The sequence below is a fragment of the Phytobacter sp. genome, from assembly GCF_059074235.1.
The window spans coordinates 1,397,979-1,424,813 of the sequence record NZ_JCACPZ010000004.1; the positions used below are offsets into that span (position 1 = coordinate 1,397,979).

The window sequence follows — 26,835 nt, forward strand, 5'->3', positions numbered from 1 at the left end:
TATTCCTGTATTAGTCAAACTCCAGTTCCACCTGCTCCGAACCAATAAGGCCACGGAGATCGTTCAGTAAACGATCGCTCGGAGAGACACGCCACGTCGCGCCAAAACGCAATCGTGCTCGTGCATCCGCCCTCTGATAGTAGAGATGTACTGGAATTGTCCCCGAGCGATGGGGTTCCAGAGACTGGCGGAGTCGGGTCAAAAGCTGGTCATCAATTTGCCTGTCCGTCAGCGAGATAGCAAGCCCGCGAGCATATTTTTCACGGGCTTCGTCAATATCCATCACTTCACGGGCCATCATTTTAAGCCCACCGCTGAAGTCATCAAAGCTGACCTGTCCGCTGACGATAAGTATGCGGTCGTTTTCCAGCAAATGCTGGTACTTTTCCAGAGCTTCAGTGAACAACATCACCTCTAATCGCCCGGAACGGTCATCTAACGTACAGATGCCAATACGATTGCCGCGTTTGGTGACCATAACCCTGGCAGCAATCACGAGCCCCGCCGCCGTGGTGACCTTGCCACGTTCGGTTGGGTGCATGTCTTTTAGCCTAAGGCCGCCGACATAGCGATCGATTTCTTTCAGATACTGGTTGATTGGGTGCCCCGTCAGGTACAACCCTAACGTTTCACGCTCCCCTTCCAGTACCGTATGCTCTGGCCAGGGCAGACAGTTTGCATAGGATTGCTCTATCTGCTCTGGCTCTTCGGCCAGCACGCCAAACATATCTGCCTGCCCAATGGCTTCGGCTTTGGCATGCTGATCGGCGGCTTTCAGCGCGTCACCCAATGAATTCATGAGCGCAGCGCGGTGCGGCCCAAGGCGGTCAAATGCCCCGGACATAATCAATTTTTCCAGCACCCGGCGGTTCAGCTTTTTAGTGTCGGTGCGCGCGCAAAGATCAAACAGCTCGCGGAAATAGCCACCTTCATTACGCGCTTCGATGATGGCTTCGATTGGCCCTTCACCCACACCTTTAATTGCGCCGATACCATACACGATTTCCCCGTCATCGTTGACGTGGAAGTGATACAAACCGGAGTTAATGTCCGGCGGCAGGATTTTAAGCCCCATTCGCCAGCATTCATCCACCAGGCCAACCACTTTTTCTGTGTTATCCATATCGGCGGTCATTACCGCCGCCATAAACTCGGCAGGATAGTGTGCTTTAAGCCATAACGTCTGGTAAGAGACTAAAGCATAGGCAGCAGAGTGCGATTTGTTAAATCCATAGCCAGCGAATTTCTCCACCAGGTCAAAGATTTTCATCGCCAGTTCGCCATCAACGCCGTTTTTCTTCGCCCCTTCTTCAAAGGTGCCGCGCTGCTTAGCCATCTCTTCCGGCTTTTTCTTACCCATCGCACGGCGCAGCATATCCGCACCGCCAAGGGTATAACCGGAAAGCTCCTGGGCAATCTGCATAACCTGTTCCTGGTACAGGATAATGCCGTAGGTCGGCTCCAGTACCGGTTTCAGGCACTCATGCTGCCATTGCACGTCAGGATAAGAGATCTCTTCACGCCCGTGTTTACGGTCGATAAAGTTATCTACCATCCCGGATTGCAACGGGCCCGGACGGAACAGGGCCACCAGTGCGATCATGTCTTCGAAGCAGTCTGGCTGCAGACGTTTAATCAGATCTTTCATGCCGCGGGATTCAAGCTGGAAGACTGCGGTGGTCTCCGAGCGTTGCAGCATATCGAAACTTTTCTTATCGTCCAGCGGGATCGCGGCGATATCGATAGGCTCAAGCCCCTGTTTCGCCCGACGCGGGTTGATCATCTTCAACGCCCAGTCGATGATGGTCAGCGTACGCAACCCCAGGAAGTCAAACTTCACCAGGCCGGCATATTCAACGTCGTTTTTATCGAACTGGGTAACCGGATGATGGCCCGCTTCATCGCAATAAAGCGGTGCAAAATCGGTAATTTTAGTGGGCGCAATAACCACCCCACCTGCGTGCTTACCGGCGTTACGGGTGACACCTTCCAGTTTGCGCGCCATGTCGATAAGCGCTTTAACCTCTTCATCTGCCTCATAGATTTCCGGCAATTGCGGCTCAGCTTCAAAAGCTTTAGCCAGTGTCATGCCCGGATCGGGCGGCACCAGCTTTGAAATCCTGTCAACAAAACCGTACGGGTGCCCCAGCACACGGCCCACATCGCGGATAACCGCTTTCGCTGCCATCGTACCGAAGGTGATGATCTGCGAAACCGCATCACGACCGTACATTTCCGACACGTGCTCAATGACCTGATCGCGTTTCTCCATACAGAAGTCAACGTCAAAGTCAGGCATGGAGACGCGCTCCGGATTAAGGAAACGTTCGAACAGCAGGTCAAATTCCAGCGGATCAAGGTCGGTGATTTTCAGCGCATACGCCACCAGTGAACCGGCACCCGAACCACGCCCAGGCCCAACCGGCACGCCGTTATCTTTAGACCACTGGATAAATTCCATTACGATGAGGAAGTAACCCGGGAACCCCATCTGGTTGATAACCTGCAGTTCGATGTCCAGACGCTCGTCATACTCCGGGCGCTTCTCTTTACGGACTGCTTCATCCGGGAACAAGAACTCCAGACGCTCTTCCAGTCCCTCTTTGGATTTAACCACCAGGAAATCTTCGGTGGTCATCTCCCCCGTCGGGAATTGCGGCAGGAAGTACTCGCCCAGACGCACGGTGACATTACAGCGCTTGGCGATTTCGACACTGTTTTCCAGTGCTTCCGGGATGTCGGCAAACAGCTCGCACATCTCATCTTCGGTGCGCATATATTGCTGCGCCGAATAATTACGCGGGCGCTTGGGATCGTCGAGGGTAAAACCATCATGGATGGCAACGCGGATTTCGTGCGCGTCAAAATCGCCACCGTCAATAAAGCGTACGTCGTTCGTGGCGACAACGGGCAGGCCGCGCTCTTCAGCTAACTCTACTGCGGCATGCAGATAACTCTCTTCATCGGCACGTCCGGTGCGGATCAGCTCCAGAAAGTAGCTGTCGGGGAAATGGGTTTCATAGAAGCTGACACACTGATCGACCAATGGAGCATTGCCACGCAGCAGGCTTCTTCCAACATCGCCCATGCGGCCGCCAGAGAGCAGGATCAGGCCCTCTTTATGCTCAACCAGCCAGTCTCTGTCAATCCACGGCCCCGCCGCACCGTATCCGCGCTGATAGGCTCGCGAGATAAGCAGCGTCAGGTTTTGATAACCCGCATTGTTTGCCGCAAGAACCGTCAGTTGCGTGAGCTCATCGCCAAGGACTTCACTCTGAACGTGAAAATCAGCACCCACGATCGGCTTCATACCCGCACCGTGGGCCGTTCCGTAAAACTTAACCAAACCACAAAGATTGGTAAAATCAGTGATCGCCAGTGCGGGCATGCCAAGCGAGGCCGCCTTTTTCACCAGCGGCCCGGTTTTTGCCAGCCCATCAATCATGGAATAGTCGCTGTGCACCCGCAGGTGTACGAAACGTGGTTCAGCCATTTTCAGATTCCGGTTTTATTGTGTGACAAGAATCAGGACACAAGGCCCAACGCGCGTTTGACCGGAGCAAAACTGCGCCGGTGATGTTCGGTTGCGCCGTGCTCAACCAGTTTTTCCAGATGAAAAGCGGTTGGGTAGCCTTTGTGCTGCGCAAAACCATACTGGGGAAAAGTGAGATCCAATGCTGCCATCTCCGCATCGCGCGAAACTTTGGCAAGAATAGACGCTGCGCTAATTTCCTGCACCCGGCTATCCCCTTTAACGACCGCCAGCGATGGCATCGGTAATTTAGGGCAACGGTTGCCGTCAATCAGCACAAACTCGGGCACAATATGCAGGCCTGCAACCGCACGCTGCATCGCCAGCATTGTGGCGTGCAGAATGTTCAGCTCATCAATTTCATGAGGTTCTGCGCGGCCAAGGCTCCAGGAAAGTGCCTTTTCTTTAATTTCGTCATAAAGCGCCAGGCGGCGCTTTTCTGATAACTTTTTAGAGTCGTTCAACCCCACAATCGGCCGCGCGGGATCTAAAATAACCGCAGCAGTCACCACTGCACCAACCAGCGGCCCACGGCCAACTTCATCCACACCCGCAACCAGATGGGTATGGGGATATTCAAATTCAATCATTTTGCCAACTCCAGTACAGCATCAGCGGCCTGTTCATCGGCATTACAGCGAATCTGCAGGTGCAGTTCGCGGAAAATGTCATGCATGGCATGGTGCGCCTTGCCATTCGCCAGCAACGGAAGCAACGCATCCGCTAATTTTTGCGGCTGGCAGTCATCCTGCAGCAATTCCTTCACCAGTTCGCGACCTGCCAGTAGATTCGGCAGTGAAACGTAATCGGTTTTCACCAGCCGTTTTGCCAGCCAGAAGGTGAAGGGTTTCATGCGATAACCCACCACCATCGGACATTTTGCCAGCATACATTCCAGCGCGGCGGTACCGGAAGCCAGCAGCGCAGCATCACTGGCAATCATGGCATCACGCGCCATGCCATTGAGCATGTGTACCTGCAAATCAGGGGCAACATCGTTCTTGATGCGCTCAAATTGTTCACGTCGTTTGGCGTTAACAAGCGGCACAACAACATGGAGATCGGGGTAATGCTCACGCAAAATTTGCGCCGTTCGCAGGAAATCGGCGCTGAGCATCTCCACTTCAGCACCGCGACTGCCCGGAAGCAATGCAAGACAGTGTGCGTCGTGAGGAATACCTAAGGTATCTCGTGCCGCGTTTTTATCGGGATCCAGTGGCATAGCATCCGCCATTGTATGGCCAATAAAACGGCAAGGGACATTAAATTTGTCGTAAAACGCTTTTTCGAAAGGCAGAAATGCCAGGACCAGATCGGTGGATCTGCCTATTTTGAAAACGCGTTTCTGACGCCAGGCCCAGACTGACGGGCTGACATAGTGAATGGTCTTAATTCCCTGCTTTTTCAAATTACCCTCGAGGGTAATATTGAAATCAGGAGCATCGATACCGACAAAAACATCGGGCTGGAGTTCGGTAAAACGGCGGGTCAGATCGGCGCGAATATGCAGCAGACGACGCAAGCGCCCAAGCACTTCGACAATCCCCATCACTGCCAGTTCTTCCATTTCATACCAGGCTTCACAACCTTCAGCCTGCATCAATGGGCCCGCAACTCCAACAAAACGAGCGTTGGGAACACGCGCTTTCAGGGCACGGATAAGACCTGCACCAAGAATATCGCCGGAGGTTTCTCCGGCGACGAGGGCAATCGTTAACGGGCGATGCTCGACCATTACCGAATCAGACCACGCGTGGAGCGCTCAAAGAATTCGGTGAACGCTTTCACTTCTGGATGCAGCTCTGCAAGTTCGGCAATCTCAGGTTTCGCTTCATCAAACGTTTTTCCGCTACGGTAAAGCAGCTTGTATGCGTTACGAATTGCGTGAATCGCCTCACGGCTAAAGCCGCGGCGTTTCAACCCTTCAATGTTAACGCCGAACGGCGTTGCGTGGTTGCCCTGTGCGATAACGTACGGCGGTACGTCCTGTGCAACACCAGAGCAGCCGCCAACCATGACGTGCGCACCGATGATGCAGAACTGATGAACAGCAGTCATTCCGCCGATGATCGCAAAATCATCAACCGACACATGCCCAGCCAGCGTAGCGTTATTCGCGAGGATGCAGCGATTACCGATAGTACAGTCATGCGCAACGTGCGTATTCACCATCATCAGGTTATCACTGCCCACCTTCGTTAATCCGCCGCCTTGTACCGTGCCACGGTGAATGGTGACGCTTTCGCGAATGCGGTTGCGATCGCCAATTTCCACGCGCGTCGGTTCACCAGCATATTTAAGATCCTGGTTAACTTCCCCGATGGAAGCGAACTGATAAATCTCGTTATCACGACCAATTTTAGTGTGGCCGTTTACGACAACATGAGATTTCAGTACGGTACCTTCGCCGATCTCGACGTTAGCACCAACAATACAAAACGGGCCAATGTGAGCATTAGCACCAATAATGGCACCGTCTTCAACAATGGCAGAAGGATGAATAAAGGCGGTTTTATCAATCACGTATCAGGCCTCCCGGCTACGTGCACACATCATAGTAGCTTCGCAGACAACTTTACCGTCGACCAATGCAACGCCTTTAAAGCGAGTCAGACCACGGCGCGTTTTTTCAAAAGTCACTTCCATGATCATCTGATCGCCAGGCACAACCGGGCGCTTAAAGCGCGCTTCATCGATACCTGCGAAGTAGTAAAGCTCTCCTGGCTCGAGTTTACCGACGCTTTTAAACGCCAGAATGCCAGTAGCCTGCGCCATTGCTTCCAGAATCAAAACACCTGGGAAGATGGGTTTACCAGGGAAATGCCCCTGGAAAAACGGCTCATTTACGGAGACATTTTTCACTGCGCGCAGAAAACGACCTTCTTCAAAATCCAGCACACGGTCTACCAGCAAAAACGGGTAACGGTGCGGCAGAAGCTCCAGAATCTCTTCAATGTGCAGAGTATGAGTGTCAGTAGTCAAAATACTCTTCCTGTCTAAATATACTAAAAGGCAATAATAACACGGCCCGCGGCAATCGTAAGAATGCCTACAGGCCGGGAAGTTTACATGTTAACGAGCGAGCTATTAGTCTTCTTTATTGACCTTGCGCTCAACAGCTTTGAGGCGCTTGCTCATGTCATCAATGTTCATTACGAGAGCAGCGGTTTTACGCCACACTTTATTTGGCTGCAGCGGGATACCGGAGGAATACACGCCAGGCTCAGTGATAGGACGCATCACCATACCCATTCCCGTCACGGTGACCTTATCACAAATTTCCATATGACCATTGATGACGCTGGCGCCACCAATCATACAGTAACGACCAATTTTCAAACTGCCGGCCATGATGACGCCGCCTGCAACGGCAGTATTGTCGCCAATCACGACGTTATGTGCAATCTGACACTGGTTATCAATGATAACGCCGTTACCAATGCAGGTGTCATCCAGTGCCCCGCGATCGATGGTGGTACACGCACCGATCTCGACGCGATCGCCAATAATAACGCGACCGAGCTGAGGGATCTTCACCCAATTGCCGCGATCGTTAGCGTAGCCGAAGCCATCTGCACCGATCACGGTACCAGATTGGATCAGGCAATTTTCACCGATCTCGATCTCATGGTAAATGGTCACATTGGCCCACAAACGCGAACCTGCACCGATTTTCGTCTTTTTCCCAACGAAGCAGCCAGGGCCAATGACCACGTCATCACCTAAAATAACATCAGATTCGATAACGGCATTGGCACCAATGGCAACATTGTTACCCAACGTCGCAGCAGGGTCGATCACTGCACTGGGTGCAATGTTCTGAGCCGGTTGCGGCGTTGTATCAAGAATTTGAGCCATGCGAGCATAGGTGAGATAAGGATTTCTCACCACTAAGGCTGCACTTTTAGCAAAAGGAAGATCGTCCTGCGTCATGACGACAGCTGACGCCTGGCAGTCATTCAGGTTTTCACGGTACTTAGGATTAACCATGAAGGTGATTTGACCTGCTTTAGCAGATTGCATGGACGCAACGCCGGTGATGACGATATCGCCATCACCGTGTAATTCTGCATCCAACTGTTGAGCTAAATCAGACAGTCGAATTGAAGGCATTACTTATTTAACCTGTTTCAGTACATCAGCAGTGATGTCTTTAACGTCATTGCTGTTGTAGATAGCAGCGTTAGCCGGGAGAACCAGGTCTACGCTCTGATCCGCAGCAACTTTCTTCACTGCAGCCTGAATACGCGTCATCATCTTGCCACGTTCTTCGTTAGAACGACGAGCCTGATCCTGCTCGAAGGCCTGGCCTTTCTGTGCCAGATCCTGGCGCTGTGCCTGAATGTCTTTTTCCAGCTTAGTGCGATCCGCCGCTTTCATGGTGGAACCATCACGCTGATAACGCTGCATTTTGGTCTGCAGATCGGATTCCAGACGCTGAAGTTCGCTGGCACGGCCACCGAATTCATTTTTCATTGTCTGAGCAACACCGGAAGTCTGCGCAACCTGTTGGAACAGGCTGTTCATATCCACGATAGCAATTTTGTCAGCTGCCTGAGCAGAAGATACCATTGCCAAACCGAAACCTGCAGCTAATAACAACTTTTTCACAATAAACTCCTCACCATCCCAATTGTACCCTCAGGTACCGTTCTTTGCGTGGGCGGGCGGTGAGTGTCACCGCCACAACCATCACTACATCATGCATTCCATCGCAGTGGCACGTTACCAGGTTTTACCAATGTTAAACTGGAACTGTTCTGCCTTGTCTCCATCGTACTTCTTAAACGGCTGGGCGTAGGAGAAGACCAACGGCCCCAATGGGGACATCCATTGTAGTGCGATACCCGCAGACATACGGATATTGCTTGGATCACTATAGTCAGGAACACCTTCTGCCTTCATCTGTGCAGTATTCTGCCAGTTGGTGTCCCACACCGTACCTGCATCCCAGAAGAAGGATGTGCGTACAGAGTTTGCATACTTATCGCTGATGAATGGCGTTGGCGTAATAAACTCTACGCTGGCCACACCCATGGCGTTACCGCCAACCGCATCGTTCGAGCTACAAATGGAATCAGCTACCGTATTTTTACAGTTAGACTGGTTATTGCCACCATAGTATACGGCCTTCGGACCAATGTTATTGGACTGGAAACCGCGCACGGTGCTGGAACCACCGGCATAGAAGTTCTCATAGAAAGGCAGTTCTTTTCCGCCTAAACCATCACCATAGCCCCAGCGTGTACGCCCCAGAACCACCCATTTGTGATCATCGTCAATTGGGAAGTAGGAAGCCGTGTCGACAGTAATTTTATAGAACTCGTTGTCCGATCCAGGGACCGTGACCTTACCATTCAGGTTGACGCGTGAGCCCTTAGTTGGGAAATAGCCCCGGTCAAGGTTGTTGTACGTCCAACCATAGTTGAAGGTGAAGTCATCTGCAGCAAAACCGTTATTATCACTGTTTTTGCTTGAGCTCTGCCCGACTGAATCCAGATAACGCCACATCGCCACTTGCGGTTCCATATTGGACAGGTCGTTATGAACGTAGCCTAAGCCCAGACGCAGTGTGTTGTATTCGTTAATCGGGAAGCCGAGCGTGCCATCCACACCGTAACTTTTGTTGGTATAGGAGGATAGGTCCGCATTATCCGCTTTGAAATCATTATAGAAGATACGACCGCCGAGGCTCACACCATCAACCGTAAAGTACGGGTTGGTCACGGAGAACTCAGAGTAGGTCTGGTAATCGTTCTTGGTACCATTAATACCAACGGAATACCCTGTACCCAACCAGTTATCCTGCTGGACACCGACCTGGAAGCTTACGCCGCTTTCCGTGCCATAGCCCACACCAAAGTTGAAGCTACCGGTGTTACGCTCTTTCACTTTATAAACGACATCAACCTGGTCCGGGCTGCCCGCAACACGTTGCGTATCAGTGTCTACGGTTTCAAAGTAACCCAGACGATTCAGACGCTCTTTACCCTGATCAACCAAATCGCTGCCCAACCAGGCGCCTTCCATTTGACGCATTTCGCGACGCAATACGGCATCTTTGGAAGTATCGTTACCTTCAAAACGAATTTTACGTACGTAGTAACGGTTACCTGCATCCACGTTCACATGCAGCTTAACGGTTTTATCCGTATCGTTAATTTCTGGCTGCGACTGAACGCGCGGGTAGGCATAGCCATAGCGACCCAGAAGCTTTTTAATGTCATCTTCCATTTTGGTCACTTTGGCGCCGTTATACAGCTCACCCGGTTCAATCTTCGTCAGGCTTTCGATCTCAGCAGAGTGGCCTGCGAGATTACCCGTAACCTGAACGCCGGAGAGTTTGTATTGATCGCCTTCCGTCACGTTGACGGTGATGTAGATGCCTTTTTTGTCAGGCGTCAGACTGACCTGCGTGGAATCAATGTTGAAACGCGCATAGCCACGATCCAGATAGTAGCTGCGCAGGGATTCGAGATCACCTGACAGCTTCTGCTTCTGATATTTACGATCGCCGACTACGTTCCACCATGGCACTTCATCGCGCAGTTGGAATGAAGAGATCAGCTCTTCAGTACTGAACGCATGGTTCCCGACAATATTGATCTGTTGGATCTGCGCAGAAACGCCTTCCTGGAAGACCAGTTTAAGGTCGACACGGTTGCGCGGCAATGGGGTTACAACAGCCTTCACGCTGGCGCTGTATTTACCCACGCTGTAATAGAAATCTTCCAGCCCTTTTTCGATATCGGAGAGCGTGGTGCGATCAAGTGATTCACCGACACGCACGCCAGAAGCCTCGAGGTTCTGCTTAAGCATGTCATCTTTCACCGCTTTATTACCGGAGAAAGTGATGCTGGCGATTGTTGGGCGTTCTTTCACTTGAACAAGAAGGGTATCACCGTCGCGTAGTACGCGAACGTCCTCGAAGTTGCCAGTGGCAAACAAGGCACGAATGGTGTTACTGACGTCTTCATCATTCACCGTATCGCCTGGGCGGACCGGCATACTGAGGAGGGCCGCACCAACGGCGACACGCTGCAGGCCTTCGAAATGAATGTCCTTCACTACGAACCCGTCAGCACCGTATACGGTGGCGCTGCTAAACAGCAGCGACGCTATGAGCAACTTTTTCATCGCCATCGTTATTATGCGTTCTTCCTAACAAACTCTCTTACAACCGAGAGAAATCATTGAAAAGTGCAAGCCCCATTAACAACACCAGCAAAATCGAGCCAATGCGGTAGCTAAAGTCTTGAACTCGCTCGGATACCGGTTTACCTTTCAGCTTTTCAAGCGCCAAAAACAACAGATGTCCCCCGTCCAGGACAGGGAGTGGAAACAGGTTGATAATGCCCAGGTTCACGCTGATTAAAGCGAGGAACATCAGGTAGTAAATCACCCCAAACTCTGCTGACATCCCAGCCCCCTGAGCGATCGAAATCGGCCCACTGAGGTTGTTCAGTTTTACGTCACCCGTTATCAATTTCCCCAACATACTGACCGTCAGCTTCATTAACTGCCATGTCTTGTCCGTGGCCTCGACAATGGCGCTGAATGGTCCGTACTGGCGTACTGTCTTGTATTCATCCGGCAGCGGAATAATTTTTGGCACAACGCCAGCAAAACCCTCTGCCTTACTACCGGGCTTTGTATCCGGTATCAACGTTAAAGACAAGGAACTCCCATGCCTTTCGATGTCCAGCGCTAACGGAGTACCCGGATTATCTCTCACCAAAGTGACAAACGTCATCCACTGCGTTAGTTGCTGACCATCGACTTTAACGATCCTATCGCCCGCTTGCAAACCTGCTTTGCTCGCGGCAGACCCTGATTGTATCTCAGCAAGCACCGGTTCAATCTGCGGGCCACGTGGGCGGATCCCAAGTGATGATACCGGGTCTTCCCTGTCAGGTTCAAAGGCCCATTGACGTAAATCAAGCACCTTATCCTGACGGCTGTCGCTGCCAAACGGCGCCACACTGAGGGTAGTTTGTTTGTCACCAATTTTTGACACCAGTTGCAAACGCACTGCATCCCAATCAGGCGTTTCGATACCATCAATTGCTTTAAGTTCCGTGCCGGATGTAATTTGAGCATGTGCAGCGATGGAATCGGGTGTTATTTCACCAATTACCGGGCGAACGCCAGGGACACCGATGATAAACACCAGCCAATAGGCAAAAATAGCAAAGAGGAAATTGGCGATAGGGCCAGCAGCGATCACTGCCGCTCGTTGGCCTACAGATTTGTTGTTGAAAGCGGTATGACGCATTTCCGGCGTAACCGGTTCAACGCGCTCGTCCAACATTTTGACGTAGCCGCCAAGAGGAATGACGGCAATAACGAATTCTGTTCCTTGCTTATCCGTCCGACGCCATAGCGCCTTACCGAAACCAATGGAAAAGCGTTCTACTCTCACGCCGCAACGGCGAGCAACCCAGAAATGGCCAAATTCATGCACTGTGATAAGGATACCAAGCGCAACAATAAATGCCGCCAGATTCCAGAGAATGCTCAGCATAAAACCTTCCGTCAAATCGTCCTGAAAACCAGCAATAACAGGCAAGCAAATACAGGGACTGCCGCTGTAAGGCTGTCGATGCGATCCAGTATACCGCCATGACCCGGAATTAGATGACCACTATCTTTAATTCCTGCTTCACGCTTAAACATACTTTCCGTCAAATCACCTAACACCGATGCCAGTGCAGCCACGACGGAACAGATAAACAATGTTGAGGATGCTACATCCAGGTTTGCCCACGCACCGTATACCCAAGAGATAACGGCAGCAGTAAATAAACCGCCGATAAAACCTTGCCAGGTTTTGCCCGGTGAAACTTTTGGAGCCAGCTTATGCTTCCCAAAAAGTTTACCAAACATATACGCGCCTGAATCTGCACCCCAGACCAGAATCATGACATACAGCAACCACAACGCACCGCTGTAGTGGTTGTCATCATAGTGCCAGGATCGTAATGCCAGCATACCCCAGAAAAAAGGAATGATGGTCAGGATACCGAAGATCAAACGTAAGGTCTTAGACTGTCTCCAGACCCCCGCAGAAGCCGGGTAACCTAACACCAATAACAACGCGACGATCCACCAGACTAATGATGCCCAGAGAGATATCTCAACAACCGGTTGATGAATATTATGATGATATTCCGGTATGGCTAACAGCATCGCGGCCAGTAAGAAGCCACATAGCACGGAAAGCCAGACGCGTTGTGTACGGGAGGTGAAACCACTCAGTTGCCCCCATTCCCATGCAGCCAGCATACAAACGACCAACGTCACAATCGCAAAGCCCATTGGCGGCAGCAAAAACAGCGCTGCGATGACAATAGGTATTAATACAAACGCGGAAATCAGGCGATACTTCAGCAAAAGCTACCCCCATCAGGCATTGTCGCCGCCGGGCTCAGTGCCGCCGAAGCGACGCTCACGATTGGCAAAGGCATGCAGCGCACCTTCAAAGTCTTGTTCATCGAAATCGGGCCAAAGAACATCTGTAAAGTAAAGTTCGGCATACGCAATTTGCCAAAGTAAAAAGTTACTTATGCGATGTTCCCCACCAGTCCTAATCACTAAATCTACGGGGGCCAGTTCATGCATGCAGATTTGCTGACTCAGCGCCTCTTCATCAATTTGGTCGGGACGCAGTAATCCTTCCTGAACCTGAACAGCCAATTGCCGTACTCCCTGTACGATATCCCAGCGCCCACCGTAATTCGCCGCGATATTTAGCGTCAGCCCGGTATTTTGAGCCGTTAACGCTTCCGCTTTACGAATACGCTCCTGCAAGCGCGTGTTGAAACGACTTGTGTCGCCAATTATCCGCAGACGTACATTGTGTCGATGCAGGCTTTTTACTTCGCTATCCAGCGCCCACACAAACAATTCCATTAACGCGGTCACTTCTTGCGCCGGACGATTCCAGTTCTCGCTACTAAACGCATACAGCGTCAGCGCACCGATTCCGCTATTCGCGGCAAAAGAAACCGCGCGGCGAACCGATTTCGCGCCCGCCCTATGCCCAAAGGCACGGATTTTCCCTTGTCTTTTCGCCCAGCGACCATTGCCGTCCATAATTATTGCAACATGACGGCAGCCATGCGCAGGCAAATTTTCGCTTATTGGTTGATTAGCAGACAACATAACGCGTTTTAGTCCCTGAAAAGGATTTAGCGGTACTCAGGAATACAAAAGCCCTTACGCAAAAAAGCCGTGTCAACCACGGCTTCACCTCAGAGCCAGGTATCAACCTGGCAATCGGGTGCGCAGACTATATCACTGAAGCCTAACGCTAACAAATAGCATGACGAAGAGTGGCTGTATTATCACCAGCTTGCGAAGCGCATCACTTGTTTCTGCGCAACGTCGCGAGCCATATGATCCACTGACAAAACATCATCAATACTATGTGGTTCACACAACGTCATCTGTTCAAGAACAGACAAATTAAGGGCAGCAATATCCGTAAAACGAATCTTCGACGCCAGGAACGCTGCAACCGTCACCTCGTTCGCCGCATTTAACGCCGTCGTCGCTGCCTGTCCTTCAGCAAAAGCATCAATCGCCAGCTTCAGACAAGGGTAGCGCTCGTAATCGGGCGCGGCAAAACTCAAGGAGCTGAGTTTACAAAAATCGAGGGTATTCACACCGGAAGGCACGCGACCAGGCCAGGCCATGGTGTGTGCAATTGGTGTGCGCATATCCGGTTCACCCAGTTGTGCCAACACGCTGCCATCCAGATAACGCACCATGGAGTGGATCACCGATTGCGGATGGATCAACACTTCCATCTGGCGGGCAGAGGCATTAAACAGCCAGCGCGCTTCAATGTATTCCAGACCTTTATTCATCATAGTGGCTGAATCAACGGAGATTTTTCTCCCCATCGACCAGTTCGGATGGCGGCAAGCCTGATCCGGCGTCATTGCAGCCAGTTCAGATAATGGCGTCTCACGAAATGGGCCACCAGACCCGGTAAGCAAAATAGACGACACGCCATTTTGCTCTAAATCAGCGTACCCCAGGTTCTGTTGGATTGTTTCCGGTAAACTCTGAAAAATAGCGTTATGTTCACTGTCTACCGGCAGAAGTTGGGCACCACTTTCCTGAACCGCCTCCATGAAAAGACGGCCACAGGTCACCAGGGACTCTTTATTGGCGAGCAGAACGGTTTTGCCAGCACGAATAGCGGCAAGCGTAGGGACCAGACCCGCAGCACCTACAATTGCAGCCATAACCTGGTCTACGTCGTCAAGCGCCGCCATTTCACATGCTGCCTGCTGGCCGCTCATCACTTCGGTACGACTACCGTGCTGCCGCAACGTGACGCGAAGTTCGCGCGCACCTGCTTCATCGTCCATCACAGCAAAACGCGGCATAAACTCCAGGCACTGCTCCACCATGCGAGCCACATTTTTACCTGCGACAAGCGCGGTCACAGAAAAACGATCAGGATTGTGGCGAACCACATCGAGCGTGCTGCAACCTATGGAACCTGTTGAGCCCAGAAGGGTTATATGCTTCATGAAACGCTCACAATGTTGCGCGGATAAAAAGCAAAACGCCGCCAGCAAAGCCGCATGGCAGCTCTCTGTACGGCGTTTTAATGGATGGCAGTATTAGAACTGCATCAGTTCGGCTTCTTTATCTGCCAGCGCCGCATCAATTTTCTTGATGGCTGCGTCAGTCAGTTTCTGAACATCGTCCTGAGAACGACGATCGTCATCTTCACTGATTTCTTTATCTTTCAGCAGAGCTTTAACTTTATCGTTCGCATCACGGCGTACGTTACGCACGGACACACGCCCCTGCTCAGCTTCACCACGGACCACTTTGATCAGGTCCTTACGACGCTCTTCCGTCAGCGCTGGCAGCGGTACACGGATATCCGTGCCCGCAGAGCTTGGGTTCAGACCTAAATCAGACGCCATGATGGCTTTCTCAACAGCCGGGCCCATAGAGCGATCGAATACGTTGATTTTCAGTGTACGGGTATCTTCTACCGTAACCTGCGCCAACTGACGCAGCGGGGTTGGCGTGCCGTAGTATTCCACGACAATGCCATCCAACAGGCTTGGGGAAGCACGGCCAGTACGAATTTTGCTGATTTGGTTTTTGAACGCTTCTACGCATTTATCCATGCGTACTTCAGCATCTTTTCTGATGTCGTTAATCACGTTACGAATCCTTGAAATCTTGTCTCGGGCAAACCATACGCCACAGGTGTGGTTAGTATAGTCTCGTTCGGTACAAGGCATCGCGAAAGATGCCTGCCACAATCGCTAAATAATAAAGCGGAATCTTACCTTTATTTGTTGCCTACGGGAATTATTCCGTAATCAACGTGCCTTCTTTTTCGCCCATAACAACGCGACGCAGCGCACCAGGCTTATTCATATTGAAGACACGGATTGGCAACTTGTGGTCACGCGCCAGCGTAAACGCGGCCAAATCCATGACTTTCAGCTCTTTATCCAGAACTTCGGTATAGGTCAGCTGTTCGTACATGGTAGCCGTTGGATCTTTTGCCGGATCTGCAGTAAACACACCATCGACTTTAGTGGCTTTCAGTACCACGTCGGCTTCGATTTCAATGCCGCGCAGGCACGCTGCGGAATCGGTGGTAAAGAACGGGTTACCCGTACCGGCGCTCAGAATAACCACGCGGTTATTACGCAGCAAGCTGATGGCTTCAGCCCAGCTGTAGTTGTCACACACGCCATTCAGAGGAATAGCGGACATCAGGCGGGCGTTCACATAGGCGCGGTGAAGCGCATCGCGCATGGCCAGGCCGTTCATGACAGTGGCCAGCATGCCCATGTGGTCGCCCACAACGCGGTTCATACCCGCTTTCGCCAGACCAGCACCACGGAACAGGTTACCGCCACCAATCACCACACCAACCTGAATGCCCAGTTCCACCAGTTCTTTGATTTCCTGAGCCATACGATCAAGGATGCTTGCGTCAATACCGAAGCCTTCCGTACCCTGAAGAGCTTCACCACTCAACTTAAGCAGAATACGTTTGTAGACGGGTTTTGCATTGGTAGCCATGTTTCTTTCCTGAGACTGTCAACGATTGAAATGAGTTAATTCCGGCGACATTGTACGTCGCTTTTCAGCGCAACCACTATAAGGGTTAACTGAATTTACAAGAGGGGCGCAAAAAGAAGCCGCCCTCAGGCGGCTTCTTTTTTTAATTAAGACTGTTTGGACATTGCAGCAACTTCTGCTGCGAAGTCAGTCTCAACTTTCTCGATGCCTTCGCCCACTTCAAAGCGGATGAAGTTAGTTACGTCAGCATTGTGCTCTTTCAGCAGCTGAGCAACAGTTTTGCTCGGATCCATAACGAAAGGCTGACCAGTCAGAGAAACTTCGCCGGTGAATTTCTTCATGCGGCCTTCAACCATTTTCTCTGCGATTTCTTTCGGCTTGCCAGACTGCATGGCGATGTCCAGCTGAACCTGGAACTCTTTCTCAACCACTTCAGCAGACACGTCTTCCGGTTTAACGAACTCAGGCTTGCTTGCAGCGATGTGCATTGCCAGCTGTTTAACCAGCTCTTCATCAGCGCCTTTAGCTGCAACCAGAACACCGATACGTGCGCCGTGCAGGTAAGAACCCAGAACTTCGCCTTCCAGAGCAGAAACACGACGGATGTTGATGTTCTCACCGATTTTAGCAACCAGCGCAACACGTTCTTCTTCGAACTGTGCTTTCAGAACTTCAACGTCAGTGATTTTGCCTGCAACAGCTGCGTCCAGAACTTTGTTAGCAAATGCCTGGAAACCGCCATCTTTAGCAACGAAGTCAGTCTGGCAGTTAACTTCCAGAATGATGCCGTAGGTACCGTCGATCTTAGTGATGATCACGCCGTCAGCAGCAACGTTGCCTGCTTTTTTCGCTGCTTTGATAGCACCGGACTTACGCATGTTTTCGATTGCCAGCTCGATGTCGCCGTTAGCTTCAGTCAGTGCTTTTTTGCAATCCATCATGCCTGCGCCAGTACGCTCGCGCAGCTCTTTTACCAGGGATGCGGTAATTTCAGCCATTCTTTAATCCTCGGGAGAGATGACCTGCCCGGCCATTAGCCGAACAGGTTTAAAAGTGAAAAAGGGGCCCAAAAGTGGCCCCTATCCATACTCGGTACTAATAAGGGATGGACCTTATTATTCAGCTTCTACGAAGCTTTCTTCCGCCTGAACAGCCAGATCCTGAGAACGGCCTTCACGTACGGTAGCAGCAACAGCATTCAGATACAGGCTAACTGCACGGATTGCGTCGTCGTTACCCGGGATAACGAAGTCAACACCGTCCGGATCGGAGTTGGTATCAACGATAGCAAATACCGGGATACCCAGGTTGTTTGCTTCTTTGATCGCGATGTGTTCGTGGTCAGCGTCGATAACGAACAGTGCGTCCGGCAGGCCGCCCATGTCTTTGATACCGCCCAGGCTGTTTTCCAGCTTGTCCAGTTCACGAGTACGCATCAGCGCTTCTTTCTTGGTCAGCTTGTCGAAAGTACCGTCCTGAGACTGAGTTTCCAGGTCTTTCAGACGTTTGATTGACTGACGAACGGTTTTCCAGTTAGTCAGCATGCCGCCCAACCAGCGATGGTTCACGAAGAACTGATCGCAGTTGTTAGCTGCTTCTTTCACCGCTTCGCTTGCAGCGCGTTTAGTACCAACGAAAAGGATTTTACCTTTGCGAGAAGAGATCTTGTTCAGTTCAGCCAGAGCTTCGTTGAACATCGGTACAGTTTTCTCAAGGTTGATGATGTGAACTTTGTTACGTGCGCCGAAGATGAAAGGCTTCATTTTCGGGTTCCAGTAACGGGTCTGGTGACCAAAGTGAACACCAGCCTTGAGCATGTCGCGCATGGAAACAGTTGCCATGATTTAGAACCTCTATATAAAAGTTGGGGTTATGCCTCCACGTATCCCATATTACCGACCCCAAAGGGCACCCCGGAATATGTGTCGATACGTGTGTGTTATTTACACAAAGTGAGATTTGTCGACTTCGTTCCGAAGAGGAACGTGAGTCCGGCGCGCTTTATACCACAAACAGCCGCCAGACTCCAATCATTGTTCATGCAGAACCGCCGGCTGAACAGTGAATTTCGTGTGACACACTCACCCCGTACAGCAGACAAGGGTAGCACCTCTCCACAATTGCGGCACAAAAGGCGACACGTCGAATGATTCTCAATTTGGCAGCGGGCGGGCCAGACTGTTACCATTAACAGCACTTGAACTAAATAATGTCGAAAAGTCGGCACTGATGGACAGAATCAATGGCTATCTCAATTAAGACCCCTGAAGAAATCGAAAAAATGCGCGTGGCCGGACGCCTTGCTGCTGAAGTGCTGGAAATGATCGAGCCTTACATCAAACCGGGCGTAAGTACCGGCGAACTGGATCGCATTTGCAACGATTATATCGTTAACGAGCAGCATGCCGTTTCTGCCTGCCTCGGCTATCACGGCTTCCCGAAATCCGTATGCATCTCCATCAACGAAGTGGTTTGCCACGGTATTCCGGATGATGAAAAACAGCTGAAAGATGGCGACATCGTGAACATCGACGTGACCGTCATTAAAGATGAGTACCATGGCGATACGTCCAAAATGTTTATCGTGGGCAAGCCAACCATTCTTGGCGAACGTCTGTGCCGCGTAACCCAGGACAGCCTTTATTTGTCCCTGCGCATGGTTAAGCCAGGTATCCGTCTGCGTACCCTGGGTGCCGCCATTCAGAAGTATGTTGAAGGCGAAGGTTTCTCTGTTGTACGCGAATATTGTGGTCACGGTATTGGCCGTGTTTTCCATGAAGAACCGCAGGTTCTGCACTATGACGCGGATGACGGCGGAGTCGTTCTGCAGGCCGGTATGACCTTTACCATTGAACCAATGGTGAACGCTGGTGATTACCGCATCCGTACCATGAAAGACGGCTGGACGGTGAAAACGAAAGACCGCAGCCTGTCAGCACAGTATGAGCACACGATCGTTGTTACCGAAAATGGCTGTGAGATCCTGACACTGCGCAAAGATGACACCATCCCGGCAGTCCTCACGGCAGAATAATGTCTGACTAATGTCATCACTAAGCGGTCTGCAAGAGGGCCGCTTTCTTTTAATAAATCACCCAGAAAACTTGCTTATTTTTTGAGTAAGAAAACACAGGTTTCCCTTATCCCTCCTGTCATGTTTCATAAACATAAACGTCTTTTCATTTATCATTATCTCTTTTAACTTGTCTGATTAGACGTATGTCTTAACCTTTATTGAATACGCTTTGTCCGCACCGGCATATTTAAGGGCCAGTGAGGCGGTTCGCTGTCCCATTGATTAGGGTGGCCTGTTAATGAGCAATACATTTTCTGAACAATTTGTCAGTACGGTAAAACCAACCCTACCCGGTCAGCCTGAATATCCCGGTGACTGGTCATCAAGTGAGTTGACCGTTGCAAGTATTAAAGCCCGCATAGACAACTTCCAGCAGTGGCTGGGCCATGTCTTTGATGCCGGGCTCTCCGCCGAACAACTTATAGAGGCGCGAACTGAATTTATCGACCAGTTGCTGCAAAGACTGTGGCTGGACTTCGGTTTTGGTGATCAGAGTGATGCTGCTCTGGTCGCGGTTGGAGGCTATGGTCGTGGCGAGTTACATCCTCTTTCTGATATAGACTTGCTCATTCTGAGCCGAGCAAAACTCTCTGATGAACGCGCACAAAAAATTGGCGAGCTACTCACCCTGCTCTGGGATGTGAAGCTGGAAGTCGGTCACAGCGTACGTACACTGGACGAATGCCTTCAGGAAGGGCTGTCTGATTTGACCGTTGCTACCAACCTGATTGAATCGCGCCTGCTTATTGGTGACGTCGCGCTGTTCCTGGAACTGCAAAAACATATCTTCAGCGAGAAGTTTTGGCCGTCAGAGAAATTTTTCCCGGCAAAAGTCGTCGAGCAGAACGAACGTCATCAGCGTTATCACGGCACCAGCTACAATCTGGAGCCGGATATAAAAAGTAGTCCAGGTGGCCTGCGTGACATCCACACATTGCAATGGGTCGCTCGCCGGCATTTCGGTGCAACATCAATGGATGAAATGGTCGGTTTTGGGTTTTTAACCGAGGCTGAACGTAATGAGCTCAATGAATGTCTGCATCTGCTATGGCGAATCCGCTTCGCACTGCATCTTGAAGTGAATCGCTACGACAACCGCTTGTTGTTTGATCGTCAGTTAAGTGTTGCCCAGCGTCTGAACTATGTCGGCGAAGGCAATCAACCCGTTGAACATATGATGAAAGACTTCTATCGGGTCACACGCCGGGTCACTGAGCTGAACCAGATGTTGCTGCAACTATTCGACGAAGCCATTCTGGCGCTGACGACAGATGAAAAACCGCGCGCCATTGATGATGAATTCCAGCTACGTGGCACATTGATTGATCTCCGTGATGAGACGCTGTTCATTCGCGAACCGCAGGCTATTCTGCGCATGTTTTACATCATGGTACGAAACAGCACGATCACCGGGATCTACTCCACCACGCTGCGCCATCTGCGCCATGCGCGCCGTCACCTGACGCAACCCCTGTGTTACATCCCGGAAGCGCGATCGATTTTCCTCAGCCTGTTACGCCATCCGGGTGCAGTGAAACGCGGGCTCCTGCCCATGCATCGTCATAGCGTACTTTGGGCCTATATGCCCCAGTGGTCGCATATTGTTGGTCAGATGCAGTTTGATCTCTTCCACGCTTACACCGTTGATGAACACACCATCCGGGTCATGCTCAAGCTTGAAACATTTGCCAATGAAGAGACCCGTCCGCGCCATCCGCTTTGCGTCGATCTGTGGCCGCGCCTGACCCACCCTGAGCTTATTTTGATTGCCGCACTGTTCCACGATATCGCTAAAGGGCGCGGCGGCGACCACTCGGTGCTTGGTGCGCAGGATGTGCTGAAATTTGCCGAATTGCACGGGCTCAATTCACGCGAAACGCAACTGGTCGCCTGGCTTGTCCGTAATCATTTATTGATGTCGGTTACTGCCCAGCGTCGTGACATCCAGGATCCGGAAGTCATTAAGCAGTTCGCCGAAGAGGTACAAACAGAAAACCGCCTGCGCTTCCTGGTCTGTCTGACCGTCGCCGATATCTGCGCGACCAATGAAACGCTGTGGAATAGCTGGAAGCAAAGCCTGCTGCGCGAACTCTACTTCGCCACCGAAAAACAGTTGCGTCGTGGCATGCAAAATACGCCAGATATGCGCGAGCGCGTCCGCCATCATCAGTTACAGGCGCTGGCGCTGCTGCGCATGGACAACATTGATGAAGAAAAACTGCATCAGATCTGGGCACGTTGTCGCGCCAACTATTTTGTGCGACATAGTCCAAACCAACTGGCCTGGCACGCACGACACCTTCTGGAACACGACCTCAGCAAGCCACTGATTTTGCTTAGTCCCCAGGCAACGCGTGGTGGGACGGAAATCTTTATCTGGAGCCCTGACAGGCCCTATCTGTTCGCTGCAGTGTGCGCAGAGCTGGATCGACGTAATTTGAGCGTACATGATGCGAAAATTTTCACGACCCGCGATGGTATGGCGATGGACACCTTTATTGTGCTGGAACCCGATGGCAGCACGCTCTCTGCCGACCGGCATGAAGCAACCTGTTTTGGCCTGGAACAAGCCATTACGCAGCATTCGTGGCAACCGCCGCAACCGCGTCGCCAGCCAGCGAAATTACGTCACTTTAACGTAGAGACTGAGGTCAATTTCCTGCCGACGCATACAGACAGAAGAACCTTCCTCGAGTTAATTGCGCTCGACCAGCCAGGCCTGCTGGCACGCGTCGGCAAGGTGTTTGCAGACCTGGGCATTTCACTCCACGGGGCGAGAATTACGACAATTGGTGAGCGAGTAGAAGATTTATTTATAATCGCAACAGCCGAGCGGCGTGGCCTTAATAATGAGCTGCAACGCGAGGTGCAACAACGGTTGACAGAGGCCCTCAATCCAAACGATAAAGGGTAACGTTTTTTTTTACATAGATGGAAAGAGTCATAATGCAGCAGTTACAGAACGTTATTGAAGCCGCTTTTGAGCGTCGCGCAGAGATCACCCCGGCAAACGCGGACACCGTTACCCGCGAAGCGGTTAATCAGGTTATCTCCCTGTTGGATTCAGGCGCACTGCGCGTCGCTGAAAAGATTGACGGCCAGTGGGTCACCCACCAGTGGCTCAAAAAGGCAGTTCTGCTCTCCTTCCGCATTAACGATAACCAGGTTATCGACGGTGCTGAAAGCCGCTACTTCGATAAAGTGCCGATGAAATTCGCCAACTACGACGAAGCACGTTTCCAGAAAGAAGGTTTCCGCGTGGTACCACCTGCGGCCGTTCGTCAGGGTGCATTCATTGCACGCAACACCGTACTGATGCCGTCCTATGTCAACATCGGTGCTTATGTTGATGAAGGCACCATGGTCGACACCTGGGCCACCGTTGGTTCATGTGCGCAGATCGGTAAAAACGTTCACCTGTCTGGTGGCGTAGGCATTGGTGGCGTCCTGGAGCCGCTGCAGGCAAACCCGACCATCATTGAAGACAATTGCTTCATTGGCGCACGTTCTGAAGTGGTGGAAGGTGTTATCGTTGAAGAAGGTTCCGTGATCTCCATGGGCGTCTACATCGGTCAGAGCACCCGTATTTACGATCGCGAAACCGGTGAAGTGCACTATGGTCGCGTACCAGCGGGTTCCGTGGTTGTTTCCGGCAACCTGCCTTCTAAAGACGGTAAATACAGCCTGTACTGTGCTGTAATCGTTAAGAAAGTTGACGCGAAAACGCGTGGCAAAGTAGGTATCAACGAACTGCTTCGCACCATCGATTAAGTGATACCCTCTCCCAATTCGGGAGAGGGTGATATATACCGCCTTTTTAGCATTTTGGGGTGGCGAAAATAGATTTTTTCGTTAATTATTCATAGGTTATGTTGAGCTTAAGGGTACCGCTATGTACGATAATCTGAAAAGTTTAGGCATTACCAATCCTGATGAAATTGACCGTTACAGCCTCCGCCAGGAAGCCAATAACGACATCCTGAAAATCTATTTTCACAAGGACAAAGGCGAGTTTTTTGCCAAAAGCGTAAAGTTTAAATACCCTCGTCAGCGTAAGACGGTGGTCGCAGATGGCGTAGGTCAGGGCTATAAGGAAGTGCAGGAAATCAGTCCCAACTTGCGCTACGTTATCGATGAGCTAGACCAGATTTGCCAGCGTGATCGCACCGAAGTCGATCTCAAACGTAAGATCCTTGACGATCTGCGCCACCTCGAAAGTGTCGTAACGAACAAGATCAGCGAAATTGAGGCGGATCTCGAGAAACTGACCCGCACGAAGTAAAAGTAAAACGGTAACCCAAGGGTTACCGTTTTTAGTTTCTGGTCCCTTCCTCATTGGACAGGGTTGGACAAGGGCATCAAGCCACGCTTAATCCAATCATCTCTGTTCATCCAATTGCAGCGCCACATACAGCAGCAACCTGTCGTCAAAATTCCCCAAATCCAGTCCCGTTAACTCAGAAATGCGATTCAGACGATATTCCAGCGTATTACGGTGAATAAAGAGCGCTTTTGACGTCGCCAAAGGCTGCACGTTATGGCGGAACCATGCCGACAGAGTACGACGCAACAGGCCATTGTTATCCATCGCCTTGAGCCGCTGAAGTGGACGAGAAAGTTCGTTGGCCTGCCAGCCGCCACGCAGGCTGTCGAGCAAAACAGGCAGCATCAAATCCTGATAGAAGTAGCTGCGGCTCTCGGGCATGCGCTGCTTACCCACCATCATAGTGGTACGCGCAGTACGGTATGAACGGGCAATACTTCCCGGCCCGGTAAAGTAGTTACCCAGTGCGACACGGAAACGCAGCTGACCATTTTCTTTCATGCGTTGAATGAGTTGTTCAACGCGTTTGCGGTGATCTTCAGCATCCCAACGACCAAACTGATTCAGTGCCGGTTTCAGCACCACCATTTCAGTCAGAGAGACAATGGCAATAAGGTTGTTGCGTTCAGGCGTCGTCAGGGCATTTTGCAGTTGTTGAAGCTCGGCCATCGCGCTGTCGACACCTAACTGGCCGCTATCGACTTCCACCACCGCAACAACACGTGGCTGATTCAGATCGATACCTAAACGCTGGGCCCATTCGGTTAATGCAGGCGTATGCTCTTCTGCCTGAATCAGGTTCATGACCAGTTCTTCGCGCAGACGACTGTCCTGCGCAAGCAGATGCATTAGACGGGATTGCTCAAGCATCATTTCGGCGGTCATACAGACCAACTCACCGTATTTGCGCAGCGACTCAGGTTCACCCGTCAGGCCGATAACGCCCACGATCTCCCCTTCCAGACGCAACGGCAGGTTGATACCCTGGCGTACACCATGCAAATGGCGGGCCACGGCATCATCAATATCGACCACGCGCCCCTGCGCGAGCACAAGCAGCGCACCTTCGTGCAATTCACCAATTCGTTCGCGATCGCCACTGCCAATGATGCGGCCACGTGCATCCATCACGTTAATGTTTGTATCGATGATACGCATTGTGCGTGCCACGATATCCTGTGCCATTTTAGTATCAAGATGCCAGCCAGCCATGTAACCCTCCCGTGAGCAGGGCCCAAGCATATGGCAGAAAACCAGGCCATGCACTGTGCATATGCACAAAGCCTGACTCAGAAGTATGGAGTTGTGGAAGGCCTCACAAAATCTGAGGTAAGCCCCTCTCCTCCCGGATGGGAGAAGAGGGCCAGAGTGGTTACTGCATGAGCAGGTAGAGGGAAGTGTCACCGCGCTGGATGTTCAATGCCAGCACTGAAGGTTTGCTATCGAGGACTTTGCGCAACTCGCCGAGATTTTTAATCGGCTGCTGATTTGCCCCAATCACCACATCGCCTTTCTTAAGACCAATCCGCGCAGCTGGTGTATTAGGCTTAACCTCATTGACCGCCACGCCTTCATCTTTGCCTTTATTACTCATTTCAGCGCCTTCAATGCCGCTGAACACTGTTGCGGTTTCAGCTGGGGTCTGACTCCCTTGCTGCAATTCAATGCTGACGTTCACCGGCTTGCCATCACGCACCAGGCCAAGGGTCACTTTGCTACCAATAGGCATAGAACCCACTTCTGCACGCAGGGCTGCGAAGCTACCAATCGGTTTGCCATTCAACGAGGTAATGACATCACCGGCTTTCACACCCGCTTTCGCCGCCGCAGAATTTGGCATCACCTGGCTGACAAAGGCCCCGCGTTGCGCATCGACTTTCATCGCTTTCGCCAACTCGGAGTTGAGTTCAGTACCCATGATACCCAGCTCACCGCGGCGTACCTGGCCATATTGCACCATTTGCGCCGTCAGGTTTTTCACCATATTGCTTGGAATAGCAAAGCCGATCCCGATATTGCCACCGTCAGGTGCCAGAATCGCGGTGTTGATACCGATCAGTTCGCCGTTCAGGTTGACTAGCGCACCACCGGAGTTGCCACGGTTAATTGCCGCGTCTGTCTGAATAAAGTTCTCGTAGTTCTCGGCGTTCAGGCCGCTACGGCCCAACGCAGAAACAATACCTGAAGTTACGGTTTCACCCAGACCAAATGGGTTACCGATAGCCACGGTGTAGTCGCCGACACGCAGCGCATCAGAATCCGCCAACTGGATAGCGGTCAGGTTTTTAGGTTCCTGAATTTGAATCAGCGCGATATCAGAGCGCGGGTCTTTACCCACCACTTTGGCGTCAAACTTGCGCCCATCGCTCAACTGAACCTTGATAGTCGTGGCGTTATCCACGACGTGGTTGTTAGTCACCACATAACCTTTCGCTGCATCGATAATGACACCAGAGCCCAGTGCCATAAATTTCTGCTGCTGGCCACCGCCCTGGTCACCCTGACCTCCCTGGCAGAATGGGGAGCTCTGGAATGGAGAACCATCCTGACAGAACGGGGAGTTATCACCAAAGAACTGCTGGAAATTACGCGGCATACGCGGAGTATTAACCGTCGTACTACCTTCAACATTGATACTGACTACCGACGGCATGACTTTTTCGAGCATCGGCGCCAGGCTTGGAAGTTGTTGTGACGTCGTAGCCGACGATGCCGTCTCAGCCGCCATGGAAGATACCGGGAACAGCGCCAGACTTAAACTCAGCGCCAGAGCACTCATTGCTAACGTAGTTTTTTTCATGTCTCTCAATCTCTTTACTGATAACGCAA

22 protein-coding genes are annotated in these 26,835 nt (G+C 51.4%); 4 read left to right on the forward strand and 18 right to left on the reverse strand.

Annotated elements, in window-relative coordinates:
* Positions 1–10: 10 nt before the first annotated feature.
* The 16 genes from dnaE to rpsB form a co-directional block, all read right to left on the reverse strand.
* On the reverse strand, positions 11–3,493 hold the full coding sequence (gene dnaE, locus AC5JPW_RS10620; RefSeq protein ID WP_494240127.1) for a DNA polymerase III subunit alpha: 3,483 nt from the start codon (positions 3,491–3,493) through the stop codon (positions 11–13).
* Positions 3,494–3,525: 32 nt separating this feature from the next.
* Entirely contained in the window at positions 3,526–4,122 is a 597-nt protein-coding gene (rnhB, locus tag AC5JPW_RS10625; protein ID WP_494240129.1) for a ribonuclease HII, read from the reverse strand.
* On the reverse strand, positions 4,119–5,267 hold the full coding sequence (lpxB, locus tag AC5JPW_RS10630) for a lipid-A-disaccharide synthase (protein WP_494240131.1): 1,149 nt from the start codon (positions 5,265–5,267) through the stop codon (positions 4,119–4,121). Before lpxB ends, rnhB begins: the two co-directional genes overlap by 4 nt.
* Positions 5,267–6,055, reverse strand: a complete 789-nt coding sequence (gene lpxA, locus AC5JPW_RS10635) for an acyl-ACP--UDP-N-acetylglucosamine O-acyltransferase (protein WP_494240133.1) — start codon at positions 6,053–6,055, stop codon at positions 5,267–5,269. Before lpxA ends, lpxB begins: the two co-directional genes overlap by 1 nt.
* A gap of 3 nt (positions 6,056–6,058) precedes the next feature.
* Positions 6,059–6,514 (reverse strand): 3-hydroxyacyl-ACP dehydratase FabZ, encoded by a 456-nt coding sequence (gene fabZ, locus AC5JPW_RS10640; RefSeq protein ID WP_007373234.1) that lies wholly within the window; start codon positions 6,512–6,514, stop codon positions 6,059–6,061.
* Between the two features lie 105 nt (positions 6,515–6,619).
* Positions 6,620–7,645, reverse strand: coding sequence for a UDP-3-O-(3-hydroxymyristoyl)glucosamine N-acyltransferase (lpxD, locus tag AC5JPW_RS10645; protein WP_494240136.1), 1,026 nt, complete (start codon positions 7,643–7,645; stop codon positions 6,620–6,622).
* A gap of 3 nt (positions 7,646–7,648) precedes the next feature.
* Positions 7,649–8,143, reverse strand: coding sequence for a molecular chaperone Skp (gene skp, locus AC5JPW_RS10650; protein WP_494240138.1), 495 nt, complete (start codon positions 8,141–8,143; stop codon positions 7,649–7,651).
* A 114-nt stretch (positions 8,144–8,257) separates the two neighbouring features.
* Positions 8,258–10,675 carry an outer membrane protein assembly factor BamA gene (bamA, locus tag AC5JPW_RS10655; protein WP_494240140.1) on the reverse strand — a complete coding sequence of 806 codons (2,418 nt, stop codon included), beginning with the start codon at positions 10,673–10,675 and terminating at the stop codon, positions 8,258–8,260.
* Between the two features lie 31 nt (positions 10,676–10,706).
* Positions 10,707–12,056 (reverse strand): sigma E protease regulator RseP, encoded by a 1,350-nt coding sequence (rseP, locus tag AC5JPW_RS10660; RefSeq protein WP_494240142.1) that lies wholly within the window; start codon positions 12,054–12,056, stop codon positions 10,707–10,709.
* An 11-nt stretch (positions 12,057–12,067) separates the two neighbouring features.
* Positions 12,068–12,925 carry a phosphatidate cytidylyltransferase gene (gene cdsA, locus AC5JPW_RS10665; RefSeq protein WP_494240144.1) on the reverse strand — a complete coding sequence of 286 codons (858 nt, stop codon included), beginning with the start codon at positions 12,923–12,925 and terminating at the stop codon, positions 12,068–12,070.
* Between the two features lie 12 nt (positions 12,926–12,937).
* Complete coding sequence (gene ispU, locus AC5JPW_RS10670) at positions 12,938–13,696, reverse strand: (2E,6E)-farnesyl-diphosphate-specific ditrans,polycis-undecaprenyl-diphosphate synthase (protein WP_494240146.1); 759 nt, start codon at positions 13,694–13,696, stop codon at positions 12,938–12,940.
* Between the two features lie 182 nt (positions 13,697–13,878).
* Positions 13,879–15,078 (reverse strand): 1-deoxy-D-xylulose-5-phosphate reductoisomerase, encoded by a 1,200-nt coding sequence (ispC, locus tag AC5JPW_RS10675; RefSeq protein WP_494240148.1) that lies wholly within the window; start codon positions 15,076–15,078, stop codon positions 13,879–13,881.
* Positions 15,079–15,171: 93 nt separating this feature from the next.
* On the reverse strand, positions 15,172–15,729 hold the full coding sequence (frr, locus tag AC5JPW_RS10680) for a ribosome recycling factor (protein WP_494240150.1): 558 nt from the start codon (positions 15,727–15,729) through the stop codon (positions 15,172–15,174).
* Between the two features lie 151 nt (positions 15,730–15,880).
* Positions 15,881–16,606 (reverse strand): UMP kinase, encoded by a 726-nt coding sequence (gene pyrH / locus AC5JPW_RS10685; RefSeq protein WP_035891961.1) that lies wholly within the window; start codon positions 16,604–16,606, stop codon positions 15,881–15,883.
* Positions 16,607–16,752: 146 nt separating this feature from the next.
* Entirely contained in the window at positions 16,753–17,604 is an 852-nt protein-coding gene (gene tsf / locus AC5JPW_RS10690) for a translation elongation factor Ts (protein WP_485886977.1), read from the reverse strand.
* Between the two features lie 117 nt (positions 17,605–17,721).
* A complete protein-coding gene (gene rpsB / locus AC5JPW_RS10695; RefSeq protein WP_437433359.1) occupies positions 17,722–18,447 on the reverse strand; it encodes a 30S ribosomal protein S2 in 726 nt (241 codons plus the stop codon).
* Between the two features lie 401 nt (positions 18,448–18,848).
* Here rpsB and map point away from each other — a divergent pair, with 401 nt between their 5' ends.
* From map to AC5JPW_RS10715, 4 genes are all read left to right on the forward strand, one after another.
* A complete protein-coding gene (gene map / locus AC5JPW_RS10700) occupies positions 18,849–19,640 on the forward strand; it encodes a type I methionyl aminopeptidase (RefSeq protein WP_494240153.1) in 792 nt (263 codons plus the stop codon).
* Between the two features lie 280 nt (positions 19,641–19,920).
* Positions 19,921–22,596 carry a bifunctional uridylyltransferase/uridylyl-removing protein GlnD gene (gene glnD / locus AC5JPW_RS10705; protein WP_494240155.1) on the forward strand — a complete coding sequence of 892 codons (2,676 nt, stop codon included), beginning with the start codon at positions 19,921–19,923 and terminating at the stop codon, positions 22,594–22,596.
* A 32-nt stretch (positions 22,597–22,628) separates the two neighbouring features.
* Complete coding sequence (dapD, locus tag AC5JPW_RS10710) at positions 22,629–23,453, forward strand: 2,3,4,5-tetrahydropyridine-2,6-dicarboxylate N-succinyltransferase (protein ID WP_494240157.1); 825 nt, start codon at positions 22,629–22,631, stop codon at positions 23,451–23,453.
* Positions 23,454–23,574: 121 nt separating this feature from the next.
* Positions 23,575–23,964, forward strand: a complete 390-nt coding sequence (locus tag AC5JPW_RS10715) for a DUF3461 family protein (RefSeq protein ID WP_494240159.1) — start codon at positions 23,575–23,577, stop codon at positions 23,962–23,964.
* 96 nt (positions 23,965–24,060) lie between these two features.
* Here AC5JPW_RS10715 and cdaR read toward each other — a convergent pair whose 3' ends face one another.
* Together cdaR and degP are read right to left on the reverse strand one after the other, a co-directional pair.
* Entirely contained in the window at positions 24,061–25,218 is a 1,158-nt protein-coding gene (gene cdaR / locus AC5JPW_RS10720) for a DNA-binding transcriptional regulator CdaR (RefSeq protein WP_039078427.1), read from the reverse strand.
* Between the two features lie 160 nt (positions 25,219–25,378).
* Positions 25,379–26,806: a serine endoprotease DegP gene (gene degP, locus AC5JPW_RS10725; RefSeq protein ID WP_494240160.1), complete on the reverse strand. Its 1,428-nt coding sequence runs from the start codon at positions 26,804–26,806 to the stop codon at positions 25,379–25,381.
* Between the last annotated feature and the right edge of the window lie 29 nt (positions 26,807–26,835).